We start from the raw sequence: 19,369 nt of genomic DNA, 5'->3' as shown, positions 1-19,369 counted from the left end.
AATTCCGGCCCATCCAACGAAATAGGCGCGGTTTATATGGTATTTACAGAAAAGCCGAAAATCAGCGTCGAGGATTATTTGCAAAGCGAATTACTCAGTGACGTCAAGCATGAGTATGTCGGAGGTGAAGTTTATGCGATGGTCGGCGTTAAGGATTTCGTGATAGATAACGTCCTGGAATTATGCGCTTTGTTGAGAGTTCGGTAACTCGCTTGACAGGACGCCGTGAATACGTCCATGTAGGCTTGACGGCGGCTTTCCCTGCCGCCGACACCTGCCAATCGAGCAACCGAACCCTCCATAAAATAGGGAAGTTATTTACTACCAACTCCTAAGCGTCAATGCCATTAAGTTAAGCCGTTCGTGGTGAGCCTGTCGAACCATGGACGGCTTAATTTATCGACTCGGACTTTTCCGTTCACCCTTCGACAAGCTCAGGGCGAACGGAAAAGTCCTTAACTTAATGGCAGTGACTCCTAAGCGTGCGAATGATACGATCGCAATGAACCTGATCGCTCATGTGCATGCACATCTGCGAGGTTCGCTTTGCCGAGTCCATTCAGACGAAATGAAGGTCCGGGTGCAAACCGAAACGGACGATAATTTTTTCTATCCCGATCTGCATGTTACCTGTTCGGCTGACGATACTCATGAGCAATTTAATACTCAGCCGAAATTGATCGTCGAAATACTCTCCGACGCAACCGAGCGTTACGATCGCGCAGAGAAATTTCATCACTACCGGAAATTAACCAGTCTCGACGAGTATGTGTTGATCGCTCAGGATACGCAGCGTGTCGAATGCTACCGGCGCGTTGAGCAATGGGATTTGCAACTGTTTCAGCAAGGCCAGGCCTTCTTTTTTGCATCGATCGATTGTGTTGTCGATATCGGCGATATTTATGAAGGCGTACGCCTTGGTAGCGATGACTGAGGAACGATTCTTTTGCGTCAAAACCAAGTGTTAGCCCAAAATCAACGGGACTTCCGTTGCTTTTTGTTCGGCGATCCGGAAGCCTCGCATTTCCAGTACGCCTTTCGTGTTCAGCGAAATGATTAAATTGAGTGCTTCAGGATAGCTTGCCATTTCCAAATCGATTTTTGAAGGAAATGCCGGCGCTGTCGGGTGAGAGTGATAAATCGCGAACAATTCCTCACCGTTTTTGCGCATTTGTCCCATCGCAGCGATTTGCTGTTTAGGGTCCAATAAAAACCGGTTTTCAGGGTGATCGGCGCTGTTATCGACAGGGTAGCAATGGTTCGGAATACCGTTCAGGCTGCCGATCAGTCCGCAAACCTCGGTTTCGGGTGACAATTGCGCGAGATGCAGCAGTTGATTGGTGATTTTTCTGGGAATGTGAATTTCTGAAATTTGCATCGTGATTCGCTGTCGGCATGTGGAGGTTTTAAATTAAATCGCTATGGACGCCATTGTCCATAAGTGACTCGAGGCTGACCTGAAAGATCGAGATAAGTGACGATATTTCGGTAATTCAATTGGCTGAAGATAGCCTGGACTTGATCTTGTTGATCGTAACCATGTTCGACCAATAAATGACCTTGAGGGAGCAAATGTCGCCTGGCGGCGTTTGCGATGCGCTCGATATCACTCAAGCCATGATTGTCCGCAATCAACGCGCACATGGGTTCGAATCTGACATCGCCTTCGGTTAAGTGCGGGTCATTATCCGCGATATAGGGTGGATTGCTGACGACAAGATTGAACAACGCCGAGTCGTTTACCGCCTCAAACCAATCGCTTTGCAAAAATTGGATGTTCCGTACAATGTGACGCTGGGCATTTCGGCGGGCGATAGTCAGCGCGTTAGTGCTGAAATCGGTGGCAATGACTTCGCTATCGGGGCGCTCTGCGGCTAAGGTAATGGCGATGATGCCGGAACCGGTGCCTAAATCGATCAGGCGGTAAGGTTGTCGTTCCGGTATCCGTTGCAAGGCCAGTTCGATTAGTAGTTCGGTGTCGGGCCTTGGAATCAGCACGTCGCGGTTAACTTCGAAATCACGCGACCAGAATTCGCGGTTGCCGGTGATGTATGCGATCGGCATGCCGGAAAGCCGTTTTTGCAGCAGTGCTTCGAAATGGCTGTTTTGTTCGGGTAATAATTTTTTATTCGGCCATGCGCGCAGATGAGAGCGGTCTTTATCGAGCGCGAGGCAGAGCAGAATTTCGGCGTCGAGCAAGGGCGATTCGGAAACGAAACTCAAACTTTGGGCTGCGTGTGCCAATGCCGATTGAGCGGTGGGCATCGGTTTAATTTTCGCCCAGTTGTGTCAATAGTTCAGCTTGATGCTCGTTAATTAACGGCTCGATGACATGATTGAGTCCGCCTTCCATGATCTCGTCAAGTTTATACAGCGTCAGATTGATTCGGTGGTCGGTCATGCGCCCCTGCGGGTAATTGTAGGTGCGAATCCGCTCGGAGCGGTCGCCGCTGCCGACTTGAAGTTTGCGGTTCGCCTGTTGCTCGGCTTGATGTTTTTCCTGTTCGGCCGATAATAGGCGCGATTGCAATAACGACATCGCTCGGGCACGGTTTTTGTGTTGTGAACGTTCGTCCTGACATTCGACGACGATACCGCTCGGAAGATGAGTGATGCGGATTGCCGAGTCCGTTTTGTTGACATGTTGACCGCCCGCGCCGGATGAGCGATACGTATCGATACGAAGGTCTGCAGGATTAATGTCGATAGCATCGACTTCCTCGACTTCGGGCATGACTGCAACGGTGCAAGCGGAAGTATGGATGCGCCCCTGGGACTCGGTTTCCGGGACACGTTGTACTCGATGCGCTCCTGATTCGAATTTGAGTTGCGAATAGACATCTTGGCCGGTTACGCGCAGGATAATTTCCTTATAGCCGCCATGTTCGCCTTCGTTTTCATTGATAATCTCGGTCTTCCAGCCTTTTTTCTCGGCATAGCGCTGATACATGCGCGCGAGATCGCCTGAAAATATCGCGGCTTCATCGCCGCCGGTCCCGGCGCGGATTTCCAGGAAAATGTTTCTGTTGTCGTTAGGGTCTCTCGGCAATAATAAAATCTGCAGTTCTTGCTCGATGACCTCTTGTTGTTTTTCGGCGGCGAGTATTTCCTCGCGGGCCATTTCGCGCAGATCCAGGTCCGGGTCTTTGGCCATTTCTTGCGCCCCGGCTAGGTTTTCGGCGGTATCGAGATAGCGTTTATAGCATGTGACAATCGGGTTGATTTGCGCGTATTCTTGGCTCAATGAGCGGAATTTATTCTGATTGGCTTGTACTTCGGGTTCGGCCAATAAGGCGGTGATTTCATCGAAACGTTCGCTTAAGTTGGCTAATTTGTGTTCTATGGATGGCTTCATTGTGTGTTGTTCAATTTGAAAATTTCGCGGGCCGCCGCTATTAAGTCGTGTCTTTCGTTGGCGCCGGCTTCCCGAATTTGCGCGCTGGGCGTATGGATGAGCTTGTTAGTTAAGGTATGAGCGAGTCTCTGCAGCGCTTCCTCGGCGGAAATGCCGCTTTGTAATTGATTTAATGTTTTGCGTAACGCGTCGTCGCGAATTTGCTCCGCCTGAATGCGGTAGTCTTTGATCGTGGTTAACGCACCTTGCGAACGCAACCAGGAAAGAAAATGTTCGACCTGAGTATCGATGATTTCTTCCGCTTGTTCGGCGGCTTTGCGCCGGTTATCCATGTTTTGGTCGATCGTGTTTTTGAGGTCGTCGACCGTATAGAGGTAGACGTCGTTCAGTTGTTCGACTTCCGATTCTATGTCGCGCGGAACTGCCAAGTCGACCATGAACATCGGCTTGTGTTTGCGCTTTTTGATGGCACTTTCTACTCGGCCCTTCCCTAAAATCGGCAGTGAGCTTGCTGTCGATGAAACGACGATATCGGCTTCGGCCAAGTGCATCGGTAATTCCGATAACGCAATGGCATAACCGTTAAAGCGCGTCGCTAAGGCGTGCGCTTTATCATAGGTTCGATTGGCGATGATGATGCGTCCGATGCCATGTTGGACCAAATGCCGTGCCGTCAATTCGATGGTTTCGCCCGCACCGATTAGAATCGCGGTTTGTTCGCTTAATTTGTCGAAGATTTGTTGTGCCAGTTGCACGGCGGCGAAGGCTACTGAAACCGGACTCGATCCGATGGCGGTATCGGTTCTGACTTTTTTTGCCGCTGCGAAAGTGTGCTGAAAGAGCTTACCTAAATATTTGCCCAAGGTGCCCGCTTCATTAGCGGCTTGATAAGCGGCTTTCATTTGACCTAATATTTGCGGTTCGCCGAGGACCATGGAGTCCAAGCCGCATGCAACTCGAAACATATGCCGAATTAACTGGTTATCGTTGTAGGTGTAAAGATAGGGGGTTAAATCGTTAGGCTTGATGTTACGAGTTTGAGTGATCCAATCGATTAACATATGTTCGATTAAAATGTGTTTATTTTCGTTGGATGATTCGCAATAAAATTCCGTTCGGTTGCAGGTCGATAGAATAGCGGCTTCGGATATATCCTTTAAATGCCATAGGTCTTTGAGCGAGGAATCCAATATTTCGGCAGGGTAAGCTAGCCGTTCTCGGATAGAAACGGGGGCGGTGTTGTAATTTATCCCTACGGCAAGAAGTGTCATCGTTTTAAATTTAGAGTTCGGAGCGAATGTGGTTTTTTAGCTTGGTAAGTCAGGCCATTAGGCTATAGAAATCGTCTAAAGTTGCTGTATCGATTTGCGTGTGTGAAATTACCGATTGAACTTAGCGGATTTAAGGTTCGTCATAAGAATTTCGTGACAAGCAGCTTCAGGTCTATGTGTTTTTAATAGGTTCGGTGGCTCGCTTGATAGTCCTAGCGCCTTAATTATCCAAGATAGTTGGCCATAAGCCAAATGGCCTATGGGGCTTAGGTGCTGGGTGAAAGCACATGTTGCGAGAGCAAAAACCTGCTCGACCCAGGCTCCTGAAGATCCTGTCATAAGAAATAGAGATGTTATTTATGGTCAAATCCTAAGTTAGTTTTTAATGGCGCGCCATTGTTTGCCAAAATTATTTTTTTAGTCAAATTTTTTAATATTTTAATTAAATAATTAAGTTTTATTCAAATGCATTAAAACAACTATCCGAACTGAAATGTTTTTCTGCTAATCTATTGCAAAACTGTATTGCAAAATATGAAGGATGTGAGTGTGTCGAATTATAAGTTAATTGCCGTGATAGCCCTTGTTTTTCTTAGTGGTTGCGGTTCCTCTCAGGAAAGAGGGCGAGCCATGGATGAGCTTGACGAGTATTCACAAAGCTCTCATGACGAGCAAGGTGTCGAATCAGCGGAGCCTATAACAGCAATTGAACCGGATATCATGTACATGTTGCTGGCCGCTGAAATTGCCGGTCAAAGAGGGCAGTACGATGTTGCTCTGGAAGGGTATCTCGAGGCCGCAAAACGGGTTAATGATGTTAGATTGGCCGAGCGTGCTGCGAAGATTGCTCTTTACATTAAAGATAGCGAGCGAGGCGATGAGGCTGTTGCGCTTTGGTTGCAACAAGAGCCGGATAATTTAACGGCTAGAAAAATTGCCTTGCTATCGGCCTTAAGAAAGGAAGTAAAGCCTTCGGCTATCGAGCACGCTCTCTTTTTGTTGGACATGGATTCGGAAGGTTTTGAGGATGCGGTTGTTGAGTTAATTAGAGCATTGGGTCAAAAAGGCAATACCGCTTTCGTATATGACGTATTGGAAGATCTTGCCGAGCAAAGACCGGAAGAAGCCGCTGTTTATTTTATTCAAGCCATGTTGGCAATGCAGTTAAACAGTAATGTTTTGGCGCAACGAAAAATTGATCAGGCCATTGAATTGCGACCGGATTGGGAAAAGGCTTTGTTGTTTAGGGCGCAGATTGCGGCTTTCTCAGGAGATTTAGATAATGCAAGGGTTTATCTCGCGGATTTATCAGAGCAAAATCAGGATAGCTTGAAGGTTAAGAAGTTGTTGGCTCAAGTCTTAGTTAAGTTGGGCGAGTATGAAGAAGCCGGCAAGTTGTATCTTGAAATCATTGATCAGGAGCCGGAGGATTTTGAATCGCGTTTTTCTTTGGCGTTGGTTAATTTACAGATGGAGCGAGACGATAAAGCAGAGTCTTTGTTTAAGAGCTTAACTCCTTATCCCGAATGGAGTGATCAGGCAAGCTTTTACCTAGGCAGAATTGCGGTTCGGGATGGCAGAAATAGCGAGGCGCTGGTTTGGTTCGATAGGGTCTCGAGGGGAAGCTTGCGTTTCGATGCCGCGGCTGCGGGAATATCGCTGCTGATTAAGGATAAGCAATTTGAAGAGGCATCTGAGCGATTAAGTCGGCTTCGCGCGCGTTCGTCCGATGAAAAGATGCGAGCGCTGTTGTTAGAGGCGGAGTTTTATAACGAACAAAAGCAATATATCAAGGCATTCGATTTGTTGAGCAAGGCAATTGAAGAAATGCCCGATCAAAAAGAATTGTTATATACTCGGGCTTTGGTCTCGGAACGTATTGATCGCCTCGACGTACTGGAGCAAGATTTAAGAAGGATACTGGCTCAGTATCCCGATGATGTGAGTGCTTTGAACGCATTGGGCTATACCTTGGCGGATAGAACCGACCGTTACGAAGAGGCGCTGGTGTATCTTGAAAAGGCTCTGGAATTGCAGCCGGATGAGGCGGTCATTATTGATAGCTATGGATGGCTGCAATTTAAGCTGGGGAATTATGAAAAGGCTTTAGAATATTTGCAGAAGGCTTATTCCAAGCAGCAAGAAAACGAAATTGCGGCGCATTTGGCGGAGGTCTTGTGGGTCTTGGGTCGTAGGGATGAAGCGAAGAAATTATTCGAACAGACGATAAAAATATCGCCGGACGATGAATATCTTTTGGATTTTCAGCAGCGCATTCTTGATGCTGAATGAGAAAACAATACACAAAATCTCGCTATGGATGGTCGGTATTGGTTCTATCGGTTTTAACGGGATGTTCGACTTCGCCGATTAAAGATTTGGCGGCTTATTCGGAGCTTGGTCGAGGTGAGTTTTATCAATTGCGGGAATGGAGTCTGGATGGGCGTGTATCGTTAACGGCTCAACATGATTCGTGGACTGCCGCAATAGAATGGCGGCGTGCGGATAGCGAAGAGATGATTCGAGTTTCGGGGCCATTCGGTCAAGGGGCAGTGGATATTCATATTGCCGATGATTATGTCGACGTCGATCGAGGCGGTGGTGCGGTTAGATATTATGATTGGTCCGATGAGTTTATAACCGAGCAATTAGGTTTTTATGTGCCATTAAGATCATTGCGCTACTGGGTTGTAGGCTTGACCGATCCCAATGAGTCGTTCGAAAATATTGGTAATGGTTTTATCCAGGACAACTGGACGATACGATATAGAAAGATGCAAAAAACTGATCGAGGGCTGTTACCCTATAAAATCGATGTTTCTAATCCGGAAGTGAAATTAAAGCTAATCATAGATCAATGGAATACGCATGAGTGAGGTGTATAAGAGATGGCCAGCGCCGGCAAAATTGAATTTAATGTTGAGAATAGTGGGGCAAAGGGAAGATGGGTATCACTTGCTACAAACAGTATTCCAATTCATTGATTTGTGCGATTGGTTGGTGTTTCGCCCAGTAAATGATTCGGTGATTTCTTTGCGTAATCCGCTCCCCGGGGTTCCTGAGGCTGATGATTTAACTTTTAGGGCTGCTCAGTTGCTAAAAGAAGAAACCGGTTATGAGGGTGGGGTTGTCATCGAGATTGAAAAACACTTGCCTATGGGAGGCGGTTTAGGTGGGGGGAGTTCCGATGCGGCAACGACATTGGTAGCGCTTAATAATTTGTGGCGGTTAGGGCTTTCCCGTGAGCGGCTGATGCAGTTAGGCTTGCGGCTGGGCGCGGACGTGCCGATTTTTGTTTTCGGTCATAGTGCCTGGGCGGAAGGCGTTGGCGAGGTGTTTCAGAAGATTGAGGTGCCGGAAAAATGGATCGTAGTGCTGAAGCCGGATTGTCATGTCGATACCAAGGAAATTTTTTCATCAAAAGATTTGACAAGGGATAGTAAATCAATCAAAATAGCCGACTTTATTGCAGGGCAGCACCAAAACGATTGTTTAGGCGTTGTTCGGAAGCTTTACCCGTCTGTTGATAGGGCTTTGAGAGAATTGTCGATATTTTCCGAAGCAAGGTTGACAGGTACAGGAGCATGCGTTTTTGCTCAGTTTGATACAGAGTTGGCAGCTAAAAAAGCGTATTTGCCGCTTAGCAAAAAGTGGCAATCTTATCTGTGTAAGGGAATAAACAGGTCTCCGTTGTACTCAAGTCTGAATGGTGCTTAAGACTGGTAAGTATATCTAAGTAATTGGGCCGTCGCCAAGCGGTAAGGCACGGGGTTTTGATCCCCGCATACCCAGGTTCGAATCCTGGCGGCCCAGCCATTACCTAAATAGCGAATTAATTCAATCTAGGAGTACCTGAATGAGTGACGCCTCTTTAATGGTGTTTTCTGGTAATGCAAATCGGGCGTTGTCGGAAGGTATTGTTAAAAAGCTTAGTATGCGCCTCGGTATGGCTGCGGTTGGTCGATTCAGTGATGGAGAGATTGCTGTTGAGGTTGAGGAAAACATAAGAGGCAAGGATGTGTTTGTCATTCAGCCGACTTGTTCTCCTACTAATGAGAATTTAATGGAGCTGCTGGTGATGATCGATGCATTTCATCGCGCATCGGCATCTCGAATAACGGCGGTTATGCCGTATTATGGTTATGCAAGGCAGGATAGGCGTTCGCGTTCCGCAAGGGTTCCTATCAGTGCTAAATTGGTCGCCAAAATGATAGGTGAGGCCGGGGCGGACCGGGTGCTCACTGTTGATCTTCATGCGGATCAAATCCAAGGTTTTTTTGATATACCGGTAGATAATGTCTACGCTTCGCCGATTTTGCTAGGCGATGTTTGGCGGCAAAAGTATAAGGATCTGATAGTGGTCTCGCCCGATGTGGGTGGGGTTGTTAGGGCTAGAGCTCTGGCTAAACGGCTGGATGATGCTGATCTAGCAATAATAGATAAAAGACGTCCGAAAGCAAATGTCTCCGAGATAATGCATATCATCGGCGATGTTGAGGGTCGTACCTGTGTTATGGTCGACGATCTGGTCGATACGGCAGGCACTCTATGTCATGCGGCGGAAGCATTGAAAGATCATGGTGCGGTCAAGGTTGTGGCTTACTGTACGCATGCTGTTCTTTCCGGAAGAGCAATTGATAATTTGAAGGATTCGGTTTTGGATGAATTGGTCGTAACCGATACGATACCGTTAAGCTTAGAAGCAAGCCGCATTGGTAAAATTAGGCAGCTCAGCGTTGCTGAGATGTTGGCGGAAACGATAAGACGTATCGCTGTCGGCGAGTCGGTTAGCTCGTTGTATGTGGATTGATAAATTAGCGAAGTGTATAGATGCACAGCTTTGGAGAATGTAATGTCAAGCGTATTTGAATTTGTGGCGGAAGCTCGGGAAAGGCCGGGGACTGCTTATGCTAAGTCGGTTCGTCGACAAGGAAAAGTTCCGGCGGTAATTTACGGCGGAGAAGCTGGTCCTGAAATGTTGGTTTTGGATCACAATGAAGTTGTTAAGCATCTTGCTCATGAAGCTGTTTATTCGCATATCTTAGATGTGGTTGTCGCAGGCAAGGTGCAAAAAGCAATTCTAAAGTCCGTGCAAAGACATCCGGCTAAAGCTAAGGTGTTGCATTTGGATTTTTTGCGAGTAAAAGCAAATGAGAAGCTGAAGGCGCAAGTGCCTCTTCATTTTATCAATGAAGAAATATGTGTTGGCGCTAAAGTAGGCGGAGTGGTTATGCATAGCTTAGTCGACATAGAGGTGGCTTGTTTGCCGGAAGATCTCCCTGAGTATATCGAGGTGGATCTCGCTAGCTTGGATCTCGGTCAATCTTTGCATGTTTCTCAGTTAAGTGCGCCGAAAGGTGTTGAGTTCTTAGCGTTGTCGCACGGCGACGATCATGATGCGGATGTTTCAGTGGTGACGATTGTGCCGCCAAAGGTTGAGAAGACCGAGACTGATTCGGAAACTGAAGAATAATCGATTAATGCTCTGCCCGTGGCTGCCAATATGCGGGCAAATATAATACTAAAAAGTTTATAAGTTGTATTTTTGTCGGTTTTTAATGATGGCAAAAATGCAAAAAAATAGGTTGTTCTTGTTGACAAAACTATCGGGTTTTGTGAGAATGGCCTGCTTCCTGGTTTTGGAGGGGTTCCCGAGTGGCCAAAGGGATCAGACTGTAAATCTGCCGGCTCTGCCTTCGGAGGTTCGAATCCTCCCCCCTCCACCATCCTGTTTGTATATAAGATTGCGGGTGTAGTTCAATGGTAGAACTCCAGCCTTCCAAGCTGGTCACGTGGGTTCGATTCCCATCACCCGCTCCAGATGATCGGTGGTTTCTGCCCATATAGCTCAGTAGGTAGAGCACTTCCTTGGTAAGGAAGAGGTCACCGGTTCAAATCCGGTTATGGGCTCCATAAATTTGCAACAATAAAAGCTTTTTCGGGAAAGTAAAATGTCCAAAGAAAAATTCGAACGTAAAAAACCACACGTAAACGTAGGAACCATCGGTCACGTCGATCATGGTAAAACCACATTGACCGCGGCATTGACAAAAGTGATGGCGGATGCGCGTGGAGGTGTTTACAAGGCCTACGATCAAATTGATAACGCCCCCGAAGAGCGCGAGCGTGGTATTACAATCGCAACGGCTCACGTAGAGTACGAATCGGAAAACCGTCACTATGCGCATGTGGATTGCCCGGGTCATGCCGACTACGTCAAAAACATGATTACCGGTGCGGCGCAAATGGATGGCGCGATCCTGGTCTGTTCGGCGGCCGACGGCCCGATGCCGCAAACTCGTGAGCATATATTGTTGGCACGTCAAGTAGGTGTTCCGTATATCGTGGTTTATTTGAATAAAGCCGATATGGTGGATGATGCCGAATTAATCGAATTAGTGGAAATGGAAGTCAGAGAATTATTGGACATGTACGAATTTCCGGGCGACGATACTCCGTTAGTTATCGGCTCGGCGTTAAAAGCGCTGGAGGGCGATACCAGTGATATCGGCGTGCCATCGATCCTTAAGCTGGTCGAAGCCTTAGATAGCTATATTCCGGAGCCTGAGCGAGCGATTGATCAGCCGTTCCTGATGCCGATTGAGGACGTGTTCTCGATTTCCGGACGCGGCACCGTGGTTACCGGACGTGTCGAGCGTGGAATCATTAAGGTTGGGCAAGAGATTGAAATTGTCGGAATTAGACCGACTACGACGACAACCTGCACCGGCGTGGAAATGTTCCGTAAGTTATTGGATCAAGGCCAAGCGGGCGATAACGTTGGGGTCTTGTTAAGAGGCACCAAAAGAGACGAAGTCGAACGCGGACAAGTCTTGGCGCACAAAGGTACCATTAATCCGCATACGCATTTCAAAGCGGAAATCTACGTATTATCGAAAGACGAAGGCGGGCGTCATACACCATTCTTTAATGGCTATCGTCCACAATTTTATTTCAGAACAACGGATGTGACTGGAGCGGTCGATCTTCCGGAAGGCGTGGAAATGGTGATGCCGGGCGATAACGTCAATGTTGAAGTGAAATTAATTGCTCCGATTGCGATGGAAGAAGGCTTGCGATTCGCGGTTCGTGAAGGTGGTCGTACCGTTGGCGCGGGCGTTGTTGCTTCGATTATTGAATAACGAAAGCACTCAGTAACAATTTTAATATTTTCTGAATTAGGTCAGTAGCTCAATTGGCAGAGCAGCGGTCTCCAAAACCGCAGGTTGGGGGTTCGATTCCCTCCTGGCCTGCCATCAGAAAAATACAATAACTATAAATCGTAATAACAATCATGAGTACACAAGTTGAATCCTCAGCATCGGTAGGTGATGTTGTTAAGCAAGTTTTCTCAATTGTTTTTGTTATTGCAGGTCTTGCGGGCTTTTACTACTTTTCCGAATACTCGTTATTATATAGGGTTCTCTCATTAGTCGTAATTGTTCTAATTGCAATGGGGCTCATGTTGACTACTCAAGTAGGTCAGGGTTTTTGGGCTTTTGCTCTGGAGTCAAAGCAAGAAGTAAGAAAAGTGGTTTGGCCGACGCGCCAAGAAACCATGCGAACGACTTTACTGGTCTTTGCAATGGTGCTTGTCGTTGGTGTGATACTTTGGTTGCTTGATATGTTTTTATTCTGGGGTGTTCGTTTATTAACCGGTCAAGGAGGCTAATAAATGGCACTTCGTTGGTATGTTGTTCATGCTTATTCAAACTTTGAAAATAAAGTTAAAGAGGCATTAGAGGAAAGGATAAAACGGGAAGGTCTAGAGCAGTATTTCGGCAAAATTCTTGTGCCTACAGAAGAAGTTGTCGAGATGCGTATGGGGCAGCAGCGTAAAAGCGAGCGGAAGTTTTTTCCGGGTTATGTTCTCGTGCAGATGGAATTGACTGATGAAACATGGCATATGGTTAGAGATGTCCCTAGAGTGCTTGGGTTTATTGGTGGAACATCCGACAAGCCGGCGCCCATTACGGAAAAAGAGGCGATGTCTATTTTAAATAGAGTCGAAGAAGGGGTTAATAAGCCAAGGCCAAAAGTTTTATTTGAAGTCGGTGAAGTCGTAAGAGTAAACGACGGTCCATTTAAGGATTTCAATGGAACGATAGAAGAAGTTAATTACGAAAAAAGTAAGCTTAGGATTTCGGTTTTAATTTTTGGCAGGTCGACACCGGTAGAGCTGGACTTCAATCAAGTTGAAAAATCATAAAAAGCGTCAAAAATTTTTTAAAATCCTGGATATGACTGTGTCCGGGATTTTTGTTTATTAGGGGAGCTGAAAAGCGATTGCACCCGATTTGGAGTAAATAATGGCAAAAAAAATCAATGCATACATAAAGTTGCAAGTAAAAGCGGGCGAAGCTAACCCTAGTCCACCAGTTGGACCTGCATTAGGTCAGCATGGTGTCAATATTATGGAGTTTTGTAAAGCCTTTAATGCAAAAACTCAAGAGTTAGAAAAAGGTTTGCCTATTCCGGTTGTTATTACCGTTTATAGCGATCGTAGTTTTACCTTTATTACTAAAACTCCACCTGCTTCGATTTTGTTAAAGAAAGCTGTTGGTGTAAAGAGCGGCAGTAGTACGCCGAATAAAGTGAAAATTGGCACAGTGACGCGTGAACAGCTTGAAGAGATCGCCAAAACAAAAATGGAAGATTTAAATGCGGCAAGCTTGGATGCGGCAGTTAAAACGATAGCCGGAAGTGCTCGTAGTATGGGCCTCAATGTGGAGGGCGTGTAATGGCAAGGCTGACTAAAAAAGCAAAACTGATTAAGTCGAAAGTAGATAGAAGCAAACAATACTCGGTCGACGAAGCGGTTGGTTTGTTGAAAGAGCTAGGAAACAGCAAGTTTGTCGAATCGATCGATGTCAGTGTCAACTTAGGCGTTGATCCAAGAAAATCCGATCAAAATGTTCGTGGTGCTACCGTATTGCCGAATGGAACCGGTAAGTCCGTAAGAGTTGCTGTATTTACTCAAGGCGCCAATGCAGATGCGGCGAAAGAGGCGGGTGCGGACATCGTCGGCATGGACGATTTAGCCGATCAGGTTAAAAAAGGCGAAATGAATTTCGACGTAGTGATCGCTTCTCCCGATGCAATGAGAGTTGTTGGTCAGCTTGGGCAAATTTTGGGCCCAAGAGGCTTAATGCCAAACCCAAAAGTCGGAACGGTTACGCCGGATGTCGCAACCGCCGTTAAAAACGCAAAATCAGGGCAAGTACGTTATCGGACCGACAAGTCGGGGATCATCCACTGCTCAATCGGTAAAGTGGATTTTGACGCGACAGCCATTCAACAAAATCTGGAAGCGTTATTGGCCGATTTGCGCAAAGCCAAGCCGAGTGCTGCAAAAGGCGTGTATATGAAGAAAATTACGCTGTCTTCGACCATGGGCCCAGGACTGTGGATCGATCAGAGCGGACTTGCCGGTTAAGGGCAGAAACTTTGGGTTGCCGGAAATACCGGCAACCGTCAAAGACCGCAGGTGTTGTAAAACTTAATCGTCCTGCGTAGACGGGAGCTGGAGCCGCAAAGCTGGTGAAAGGGACCGTAAGGGGCATCTACTTAAAGATGCGTTTTATTGATTCTGACAAAAAATCAGAAATGTACCGGAGGTAAATTGTGGCACTAAATTTAGATAGCAAGAAAGCTGTCGTCGAAGAGGTTGCCGAATTCGCCGCTAAAGCCCATTCCGCCGTCGCGGCGGAATATCGTGGTTTGACCGTGTCGGAAATGACCGAATTACGGAAAACCGCTAGAGAAACGGGTGTTTATCTGCGGGTTGTGAAAAACTCATTGGCAAAAAGAGCCATAGCCGGGACAGAATTCGAATGCATGCAAGAGGGCTTAGTCGGTCCGTTATTGTTAGCGTTTTCGATGGAAGATCCAGGCTGTGCGGCGAGATTAATCCATGAGTTTGCAAAAAGTCATAACAAGCTCGTCACTAAAATAGTGGCTATCGGTGGACAGGCATATGATGCTAACGAACTTGAAAGACTGGCAAAACTGCCGACGCGCGATCAAGGGATTAGCATGTTGATGTCGGTCATGAAAGCGCCGGTTGGCAAGCTTGCACGGACATTGGCTGCACTTAAAGACCTTAAAGAAGCGGCATAACCTTTTTTTAACCAGTTTTACATCTATTTTAGAGGAATACATAATGGCAATTTCACAAGAAGATATCTTGGAAGCGGTCTCTAACATGACGGTTATGGAAATCGTTGATTTAATTTCAGCGATGGAAGAAAAATTCGGCGTATCGGCGGCTGTCATGGCTGCGGCTCCAGCGGCAGCGACGGCTGCGGCGGCTGAAGAACAAACCGAATTCGATGTTATTTTGACTGCAGCCGGAGCCAACAAAGTTGCCGCGATTAAAGCGGTCCGCGGAATCACGGGTCTGGGCTTGAAAGAAGCCAAAGACGCCGTTGAAGGAGTGCCGACTACTTTGAAAGAAGGCGTAAGCAAAGATGAAGCCGAAGCGGTCAAAAAGGATCTTGAAGACGCAGGCGCTTCAGTCGAAATTAAGTAAAGATTTTGACGCAATATTTAAGGCATTAAGCCTCTTAGTACGGCTGGTGACATTTTGTCATCGGCCTTTTGCTGCTTATTTTTAGGTGGCAAAAAATAATTCCTGATGAAATAGGTATGGAAGCAATATGGCCTACTCTTTTACCGAAAAAAAACGCATTCGTAACAACTTTGGCAAAGGTACGGAAGTACTCGATGTGCCTTATCTTTTAGCGACGCAAATCAATTCCTACGCAAGTTTTCTACAATCCGGTATGTCCCCGGAAAAACGATTGAATGTAGGTTTGCATGCTGCTTTTTCCAGTGTTTTTCCAATAGAAAGTCATTCCGGGTATGCGGTTCTGGAATATGTAAAATACCGGTTAGGAGAGCCGACATTCGACGTCAGGGAGTGTCAACAAAGGGGGGCAACTTTTGCGGCGCCGCTGAGAGTGTTGGTGCGCTTGGTCATTTACGATAAAGACGCGCCTGGAAGCACGAAAGTCGTTAAGGATATCCGGGAGCAGGAAGTCTACATGGGCGAGTTGCCGTTAATGACCGATAACGGAACTTTCGTCATTAATGGAACCGAGCGGGTAATCGTTTCTCAGTTACATCGATCTCCAGGCGTGTTTTTTGATCACGATAAAGGTAAAACGCATTCATCAGGAAAGTTATTATTCAACGCAAGAGTTATCCCTTATCGCGGTTCTTGGCTTGATTTCGAATTCGATCACAAAGATTGTGTCTATGTCAGAATAGATAGACGTAGAAAAATTCCGGCAACGATCTTGTTAAGAGCGCTGGGTTATAATAACGAAGAAATGATGGATATTTTCTTCGAAACCAATCGCTTTGTCTTAACGGGTGATAGTTGTTTGTTCGATTTGGTGCCGGAGCGTCTGAGAGGCGAAATTGCAGCTTTCGACTTTAAGCATGACGGAAAGGTTCTTATCGAAGAAGGGCGTCGGATAACGGCAAAACATATACGCCAATTAAAAGAAGCGGGCGTCACTCAAATCGAAGTCCCTAAAGGTTATTTACACGGAAAAATATTAAGCCATAATCTGATCGATGAATCGACAGGTGAGCTGCTTGCCAATGTCAATGATGAGCTTACCGAGGAGTTGCTCGATAAAATCATAGATAGCGGTATACAAGAACTAAACACGATTTATGTCAACGATCTGGATAGGGGGCCCTATATCTCGAACGCGATGCGTTTGGACACGAGTAGCACGCAACTGGAAGCGTTAGTTGAAATTTATCGTATGATGAGACCGGGAGAGCCGCCGACAAAAGAATCAGCGGAAAACCTGTTTCAAAACCTGTTTTTTACCGAAGACCGTTACGATTTGTCGACCGTCGGGCGTATGAAATTCAATCGGCGCCTGGGTCGTCAAGAAACAACCGGAGAGGGCACGCTCAGCAAGGAAGATATCATTGATGTATTAAAGGAGTTGATCAATATCCGAAACGGAAACGGTAATGTCGATGATATCGATCATTTGGGTAACCGAAGAGTCCGTTCGGTTGGCGAGATGATCGAGAACCAATTCCGAGTTGGCTTAGTCAGGGTAGAGCGAGCGGTTAAAGAACGGCTGACATTAGCCGATTCCGAAGGCCTGATGCCGCAGGAAATTATCAACGCGAAACCGGTATCTGCGGCGGTTAAAGAGTTTTTCGGCTCAAGCCAGCTGTCGCAGTTCATGGATCAAAATAATCCGCTTTCTCAGGTTACGCACAAGCGCCGGGTATCGGCTTTGGGTCCGGGTGGATTGGCGCGCGAGCGTGCCGGTTTCGAAGTGCGCGATGTTCATACCACGCATTACGGACGCGTTTGCCCGATCGAAACGCCGGAGGGACCGAATATCGGTTTGATCAACTCATTGGCCGTTTATGCGCGCACCAACGAATATGGCTTTCTTGAAACGCCCTATCGAAAAGTTGTCGATGGAAAACTAACCGATCAGGTTGAATATCTCTCGGCGATCGAAGAAGGGGAGTTTGTCATTGCTCAGGCTGCTGTGCCGGTCGATGCGGACGGTCGTCTAAAAGAAGGACTAGTATCATGCCGTTATAAAGACGAATTTACATTGTCCATGTCCGATACCGTGCAATACATGGACGTATCGTCTAAACAAATAGTCTCTGTTGCGGCGTCTATCATCCCATTCTTGGAGCACGACGACGCGAATCGAGCGTTAATGGGGTCGAATATGCAGCGGCAAGCGGTTCCGACTCTAAGAGCCGAGAAACCGCTAGTGGGAACGGGTATGGAACGCACGGTAGCAAAGGATTCCGGGGTGGCTGTCGTAGCTACGCGAGGCGGAACCATTGAGGCCGTTGATGCCGCTAGGGTTGTGGTCAGGGTGAATGATGCCGAAACCGAGTCAGGTGAGCCGGGGGTCGATATTTATAATCTGACCAAGTATACGCGGTCCAACCAAAATACCTGTATTAACCAAAAACCATTGGTCAAGCTTGGCGACATCGTCAATGCGGGAGATATATTAGCCGATGGGCCTTCGACCGATATTGGCGAATTGGCTTTGGGTCAAAATATGCTTGTTGCTTTCATGCCTTGGAATGGATACAACTTCGAGGATTCGATTTTAGTTTCCGAAAGGGTTGTTAAAGAAGATCGTTTTACGACTATCCATATTGAAGAAAAAACCTGCGTTGCGAGGGATACTAAATATAACCCGGAAGAGATTACCGCGGACATTCCAAACGTCAGCGAAGAAGCCTTATCGAAATTGGATGAGTCCGGGATCGTTTATGTCGGTGCCGAGGTCAAAGGCGGTGATATTCTGGTCGGTAAAGTAACTCCTAAAGGTGAAACGCAATTAACGCCTGAGGAAAAGCTATTGCGTGCAATTTTCGGTGAGAAAGCTGCCGACGTAAAAGATACGTCATTAAGAGTACCGAACGGTGTTGAAGGGACGGTTATCGATGTCCAAGTCTTCACGCGAGATGGTGTTAAGAAGGATAAGCGTGCGCTCGAAATAGAAGAAGAGCAAATTAAGCGTTATAGAAAAGATCTTGACGATCAGCTAAAAATTGTCGAAAAGGACATATATGCGCGAGTCGCTAGATTAATCGTCGGCAAGAAGGCTTTATCCGGGCCGGATAATTTATCTTCAGGCGCTGTCGTAAATCAAGAATATCTGGATAGATTGAGGCCTTCTCAATGGCTGCAAATCAAAATGGAAGATGAAAACATCAATGTCCAATTGGAAGGAGTCATCGAGCAAATCGAGCAACAGAGAAAGGATTTCGATGTCAAGTTTGATATCAAGCGCAAAAAGATCACCATGGGCGATGATTTGCCGCCCGGTGTCTTAAAAATGGTTAAGGTCTACCTCGCGGTTAAGAGAAGAATACAGTCGGGCGATAAAATGGCTGGGCGACATGGAAATAAAGGGGTTATTTCCATGATTAGACCGATCGAAGACATGCCTTATACAGCCGATGGTAATCCGGTCGATATCGTATTGAATCCTCTCGGGGTTCCGTCACGTATGAATGTGGGTCAGGTGTTGGAAACTCATTTGGGTTGGGCGTCCAAAGGTTTGGGTATCAAGATTGGTAAAATGCTTGAGGCTCAAGCAAAAATCGTTGAAATTAGAGGGTTTTTAGAAAAAATCTATAATAGCAGCGGTCGTAAGGAAGACTTGAATGCCTTGACCGATAAAGAGATCCTCGAGCTAGCCCATAATTTGGTTGAAGGGGTACCGATGGCGACTCCTGTGTTCGATGGCGCTAGCGAAGATGAAATTAAAACCATGTTGAGACTGGCAGATTATCCTGAACATGGTCAAACCGTACTCTATGACGGTTTGACCGGCGAACCGTTCGAACGCGAAGTTACCGTTGGTTACATGTACATGTTGAAATTGAATCATTTGGTAGATGATAAAATGCATGCACGTTCTACCGGTCCTTATAGCCTGGTAACTCAACAGCCGCTGGGAGGAAAGGCTCAATTCGGCGGACAACGATTCGGTGAAATGGAAGTCTGGGCTTTGGAGGCTTATGGGGCGGCTTATACCTTGCAGGAAATGTTGACTGTGAAATCCGATGATGTAACCGGTAGAACCAAAATGTATAAAAATATCGTTGATGGCGACCATAAAATGGAAGCCGGTATGCCGGAGTCGTTCAACGTCTTGATCAAAGAAATACGTTCACTCGGTGTCAATATTGAGTTAGAAAGCGATTAAGTTCGATT

19 protein-coding genes and 5 tRNA genes are annotated in these 19,369 nt (G+C 46.6%); 20 read left to right on the top strand and 4 right to left on the bottom strand.

Going from position 1 to position 19,369, the window contains the following annotated elements:
* The first annotated feature begins 36 nt into the window (after nt 1-36).
* Both MEALZ_RS22835 and MEALZ_RS16515 read left to right on the top strand, forming a co-directional pair.
* The gene (locus MEALZ_RS22835; protein ID WP_223842324.1) at nt 37-207 is read left to right on the top strand and encodes a Uma2 family endonuclease; all 171 of its coding nucleotides are present in this window, start codon (nt 37-39) and stop codon (nt 205-207) included.
* 175 nt (nt 208-382) lie between these two features.
* On the top strand, nt 383-934 hold the full coding sequence (locus MEALZ_RS16515; protein ID WP_014149796.1) for a Uma2 family endonuclease: 552 nt from the start codon (nt 383-385) through the stop codon (nt 932-934).
* Between the two features lie 30 nt (nt 935-964).
* On the opposite strand, the gene MEALZ_RS16510 is transcribed toward MEALZ_RS16515, so the two are convergent.
* From MEALZ_RS16510 to hemA, 4 genes are read right to left on the bottom strand one after another with little or no spacing between them, the layout of a single operon-like run.
* Entirely contained in the window at nt 965-1,378 is a 414-nt protein-coding gene (locus tag MEALZ_RS16510; protein ID WP_014149795.1) for a M67 family metallopeptidase, read from the bottom strand.
* Nucleotides 1,379-1,419: 41 nt separating this feature from the next.
* A complete protein-coding gene (gene prmC / locus MEALZ_RS16505) occupies nt 1,420-2,265 on the bottom strand; it encodes a peptide chain release factor N(5)-glutamine methyltransferase (RefSeq protein ID WP_014149794.1) in 846 nt (281 codons plus the stop codon).
* 4 nt (nt 2,266-2,269) lie between these two features.
* Nucleotides 2,270-3,355 (bottom strand): peptide chain release factor 1, encoded by a 1,086-nt coding sequence (gene prfA, locus MEALZ_RS16500; protein ID WP_014149793.1) that lies wholly within the window; start codon nt 3,353-3,355, stop codon nt 2,270-2,272.
* Nucleotides 3,352-4,626 carry a glutamyl-tRNA reductase gene (hemA, locus tag MEALZ_RS16495; RefSeq protein WP_014149792.1) on the bottom strand — a complete coding sequence of 425 codons (1,275 nt, stop codon included), beginning with the start codon at nt 4,624-4,626 and terminating at the stop codon, nt 3,352-3,354. Before hemA ends, prfA begins: the two co-directional genes overlap by 4 nt.
* Nucleotides 4,627-5,256: 630 nt before the next feature.
* Here hemA and MEALZ_RS16490 point away from each other — a divergent pair.
* The 18 genes from MEALZ_RS16490 (at nt 5,257) to rpoB (ending at nt 19,361) form a co-directional block, all read left to right on the top strand.
* Entirely contained in the window at nt 5,257-6,918 is a 1,662-nt protein-coding gene (locus MEALZ_RS16490) for a tetratricopeptide repeat protein (protein ID WP_014149791.1), read from the top strand.
* Entirely contained in the window at nt 6,915-7,502 is a 588-nt protein-coding gene (lolB, locus tag MEALZ_RS16485) for a lipoprotein insertase outer membrane protein LolB (RefSeq protein ID WP_014149790.1), read from the top strand. The genes MEALZ_RS16490 and lolB overlap by 4 nt, the downstream gene beginning before the upstream one ends.
* On the top strand, nt 7,495-8,343 hold the full coding sequence (gene ispE / locus MEALZ_RS16480; protein WP_014149789.1) for a 4-(cytidine 5'-diphospho)-2-C-methyl-D-erythritol kinase: 849 nt from the start codon (nt 7,495-7,497) through the stop codon (nt 8,341-8,343). Before lolB ends, ispE begins: the two co-directional genes overlap by 8 nt.
* Nucleotides 8,344-8,367: 24 nt before the next feature.
* Nucleotides 8,368-8,442 (top strand) — tRNA-Gln (locus MEALZ_RS16475).
* A gap of 40 nt (nt 8,443-8,482) precedes the next feature.
* Complete coding sequence (locus MEALZ_RS16470) at nt 8,483-9,436, top strand: ribose-phosphate diphosphokinase (RefSeq protein ID WP_014149788.1); 954 nt, start codon at nt 8,483-8,485, stop codon at nt 9,434-9,436.
* A 42-nt stretch (nt 9,437-9,478) separates the two neighbouring features.
* On the top strand, nt 9,479-10,099 hold the full coding sequence (locus MEALZ_RS16465) for a 50S ribosomal protein L25/general stress protein Ctc (protein ID WP_014149787.1): 621 nt from the start codon (nt 9,479-9,481) through the stop codon (nt 10,097-10,099).
* Nucleotides 10,100-10,267: 168 nt separating this feature from the next.
* Nucleotides 10,268-10,352, top strand: a tRNA-Tyr gene (locus MEALZ_RS16460).
* A gap of 20 nt (nt 10,353-10,372) precedes the next feature.
* A tRNA-Gly gene (locus MEALZ_RS16455) sits at nt 10,373-10,446 on the top strand.
* A gap of 17 nt (nt 10,447-10,463) precedes the next feature.
* Nucleotides 10,464-10,539, top strand: a tRNA-Thr gene (locus MEALZ_RS16450).
* Nucleotides 10,540-10,577: 38 nt separating this feature from the next.
* Nucleotides 10,578-11,768, top strand: a complete 1,191-nt coding sequence (gene tuf / locus MEALZ_RS16445; RefSeq protein ID WP_014149775.1) for an elongation factor Tu — start codon at nt 10,578-10,580, stop codon at nt 11,766-11,768.
* Between the two features lie 38 nt (nt 11,769-11,806).
* Nucleotides 11,807-11,882: transfer RNA gene (locus MEALZ_RS16440), tRNA-Trp, on the top strand.
* A 38-nt stretch (nt 11,883-11,920) separates the two neighbouring features.
* Nucleotides 11,921-12,298 (top strand): preprotein translocase subunit SecE, encoded by a 378-nt coding sequence (secE, locus tag MEALZ_RS16435; RefSeq protein ID WP_014149786.1) that lies wholly within the window; start codon nt 11,921-11,923, stop codon nt 12,296-12,298.
* A gap of 3 nt (nt 12,299-12,301) precedes the next feature.
* Nucleotides 12,302-12,835, top strand: coding sequence for a transcription termination/antitermination protein NusG (gene nusG / locus MEALZ_RS16430; protein ID WP_014149785.1), 534 nt, complete (start codon nt 12,302-12,304; stop codon nt 12,833-12,835).
* Nucleotides 12,836-12,935: 100 nt separating this feature from the next.
* Nucleotides 12,936-13,367 (top strand): 50S ribosomal protein L11, encoded by a 432-nt coding sequence (rplK, locus tag MEALZ_RS16425; RefSeq protein ID WP_014149784.1) that lies wholly within the window; start codon nt 12,936-12,938, stop codon nt 13,365-13,367.
* Nucleotides 13,367-14,062, top strand: a complete 696-nt coding sequence (gene rplA / locus MEALZ_RS16420; protein WP_014149783.1) for a 50S ribosomal protein L1 — start codon at nt 13,367-13,369, stop codon at nt 14,060-14,062. Before rplK ends, rplA begins: the two co-directional genes overlap by 1 nt.
* Nucleotides 14,063-14,250: 188 nt before the next feature.
* On the top strand, nt 14,251-14,745 hold the full coding sequence (rplJ, locus tag MEALZ_RS16415) for a 50S ribosomal protein L10 (protein WP_014149782.1): 495 nt from the start codon (nt 14,251-14,253) through the stop codon (nt 14,743-14,745).
* Nucleotides 14,746-14,788: 43 nt separating this feature from the next.
* Nucleotides 14,789-15,157, top strand: a complete 369-nt coding sequence (gene rplL / locus MEALZ_RS16410; RefSeq protein ID WP_014149781.1) for a 50S ribosomal protein L7/L12 — start codon at nt 14,789-14,791, stop codon at nt 15,155-15,157.
* 127 nt (nt 15,158-15,284) lie between these two features.
* A complete protein-coding gene (gene rpoB, locus MEALZ_RS16405) occupies nt 15,285-19,361 on the top strand; it encodes a DNA-directed RNA polymerase subunit beta (RefSeq protein ID WP_014149780.1) in 4,077 nt (1,358 codons plus the stop codon).
* Nucleotides 19,362-19,369 lie beyond the last annotated feature (8 nt).

Origin of the sequence: Methylotuvimicrobium alcaliphilum 20Z (assembly GCF_000968535.2) — a bacterium.
Classification (GTDB): domain Bacteria; phylum Pseudomonadota; class Gammaproteobacteria; order Methylococcales; family Methylomonadaceae; genus Methylotuvimicrobium; species Methylotuvimicrobium alcaliphilum.
Note: the sequence above shows the minus strand (reverse complement) of the source record. Positions and strands in the feature narration are given on the sequence as shown.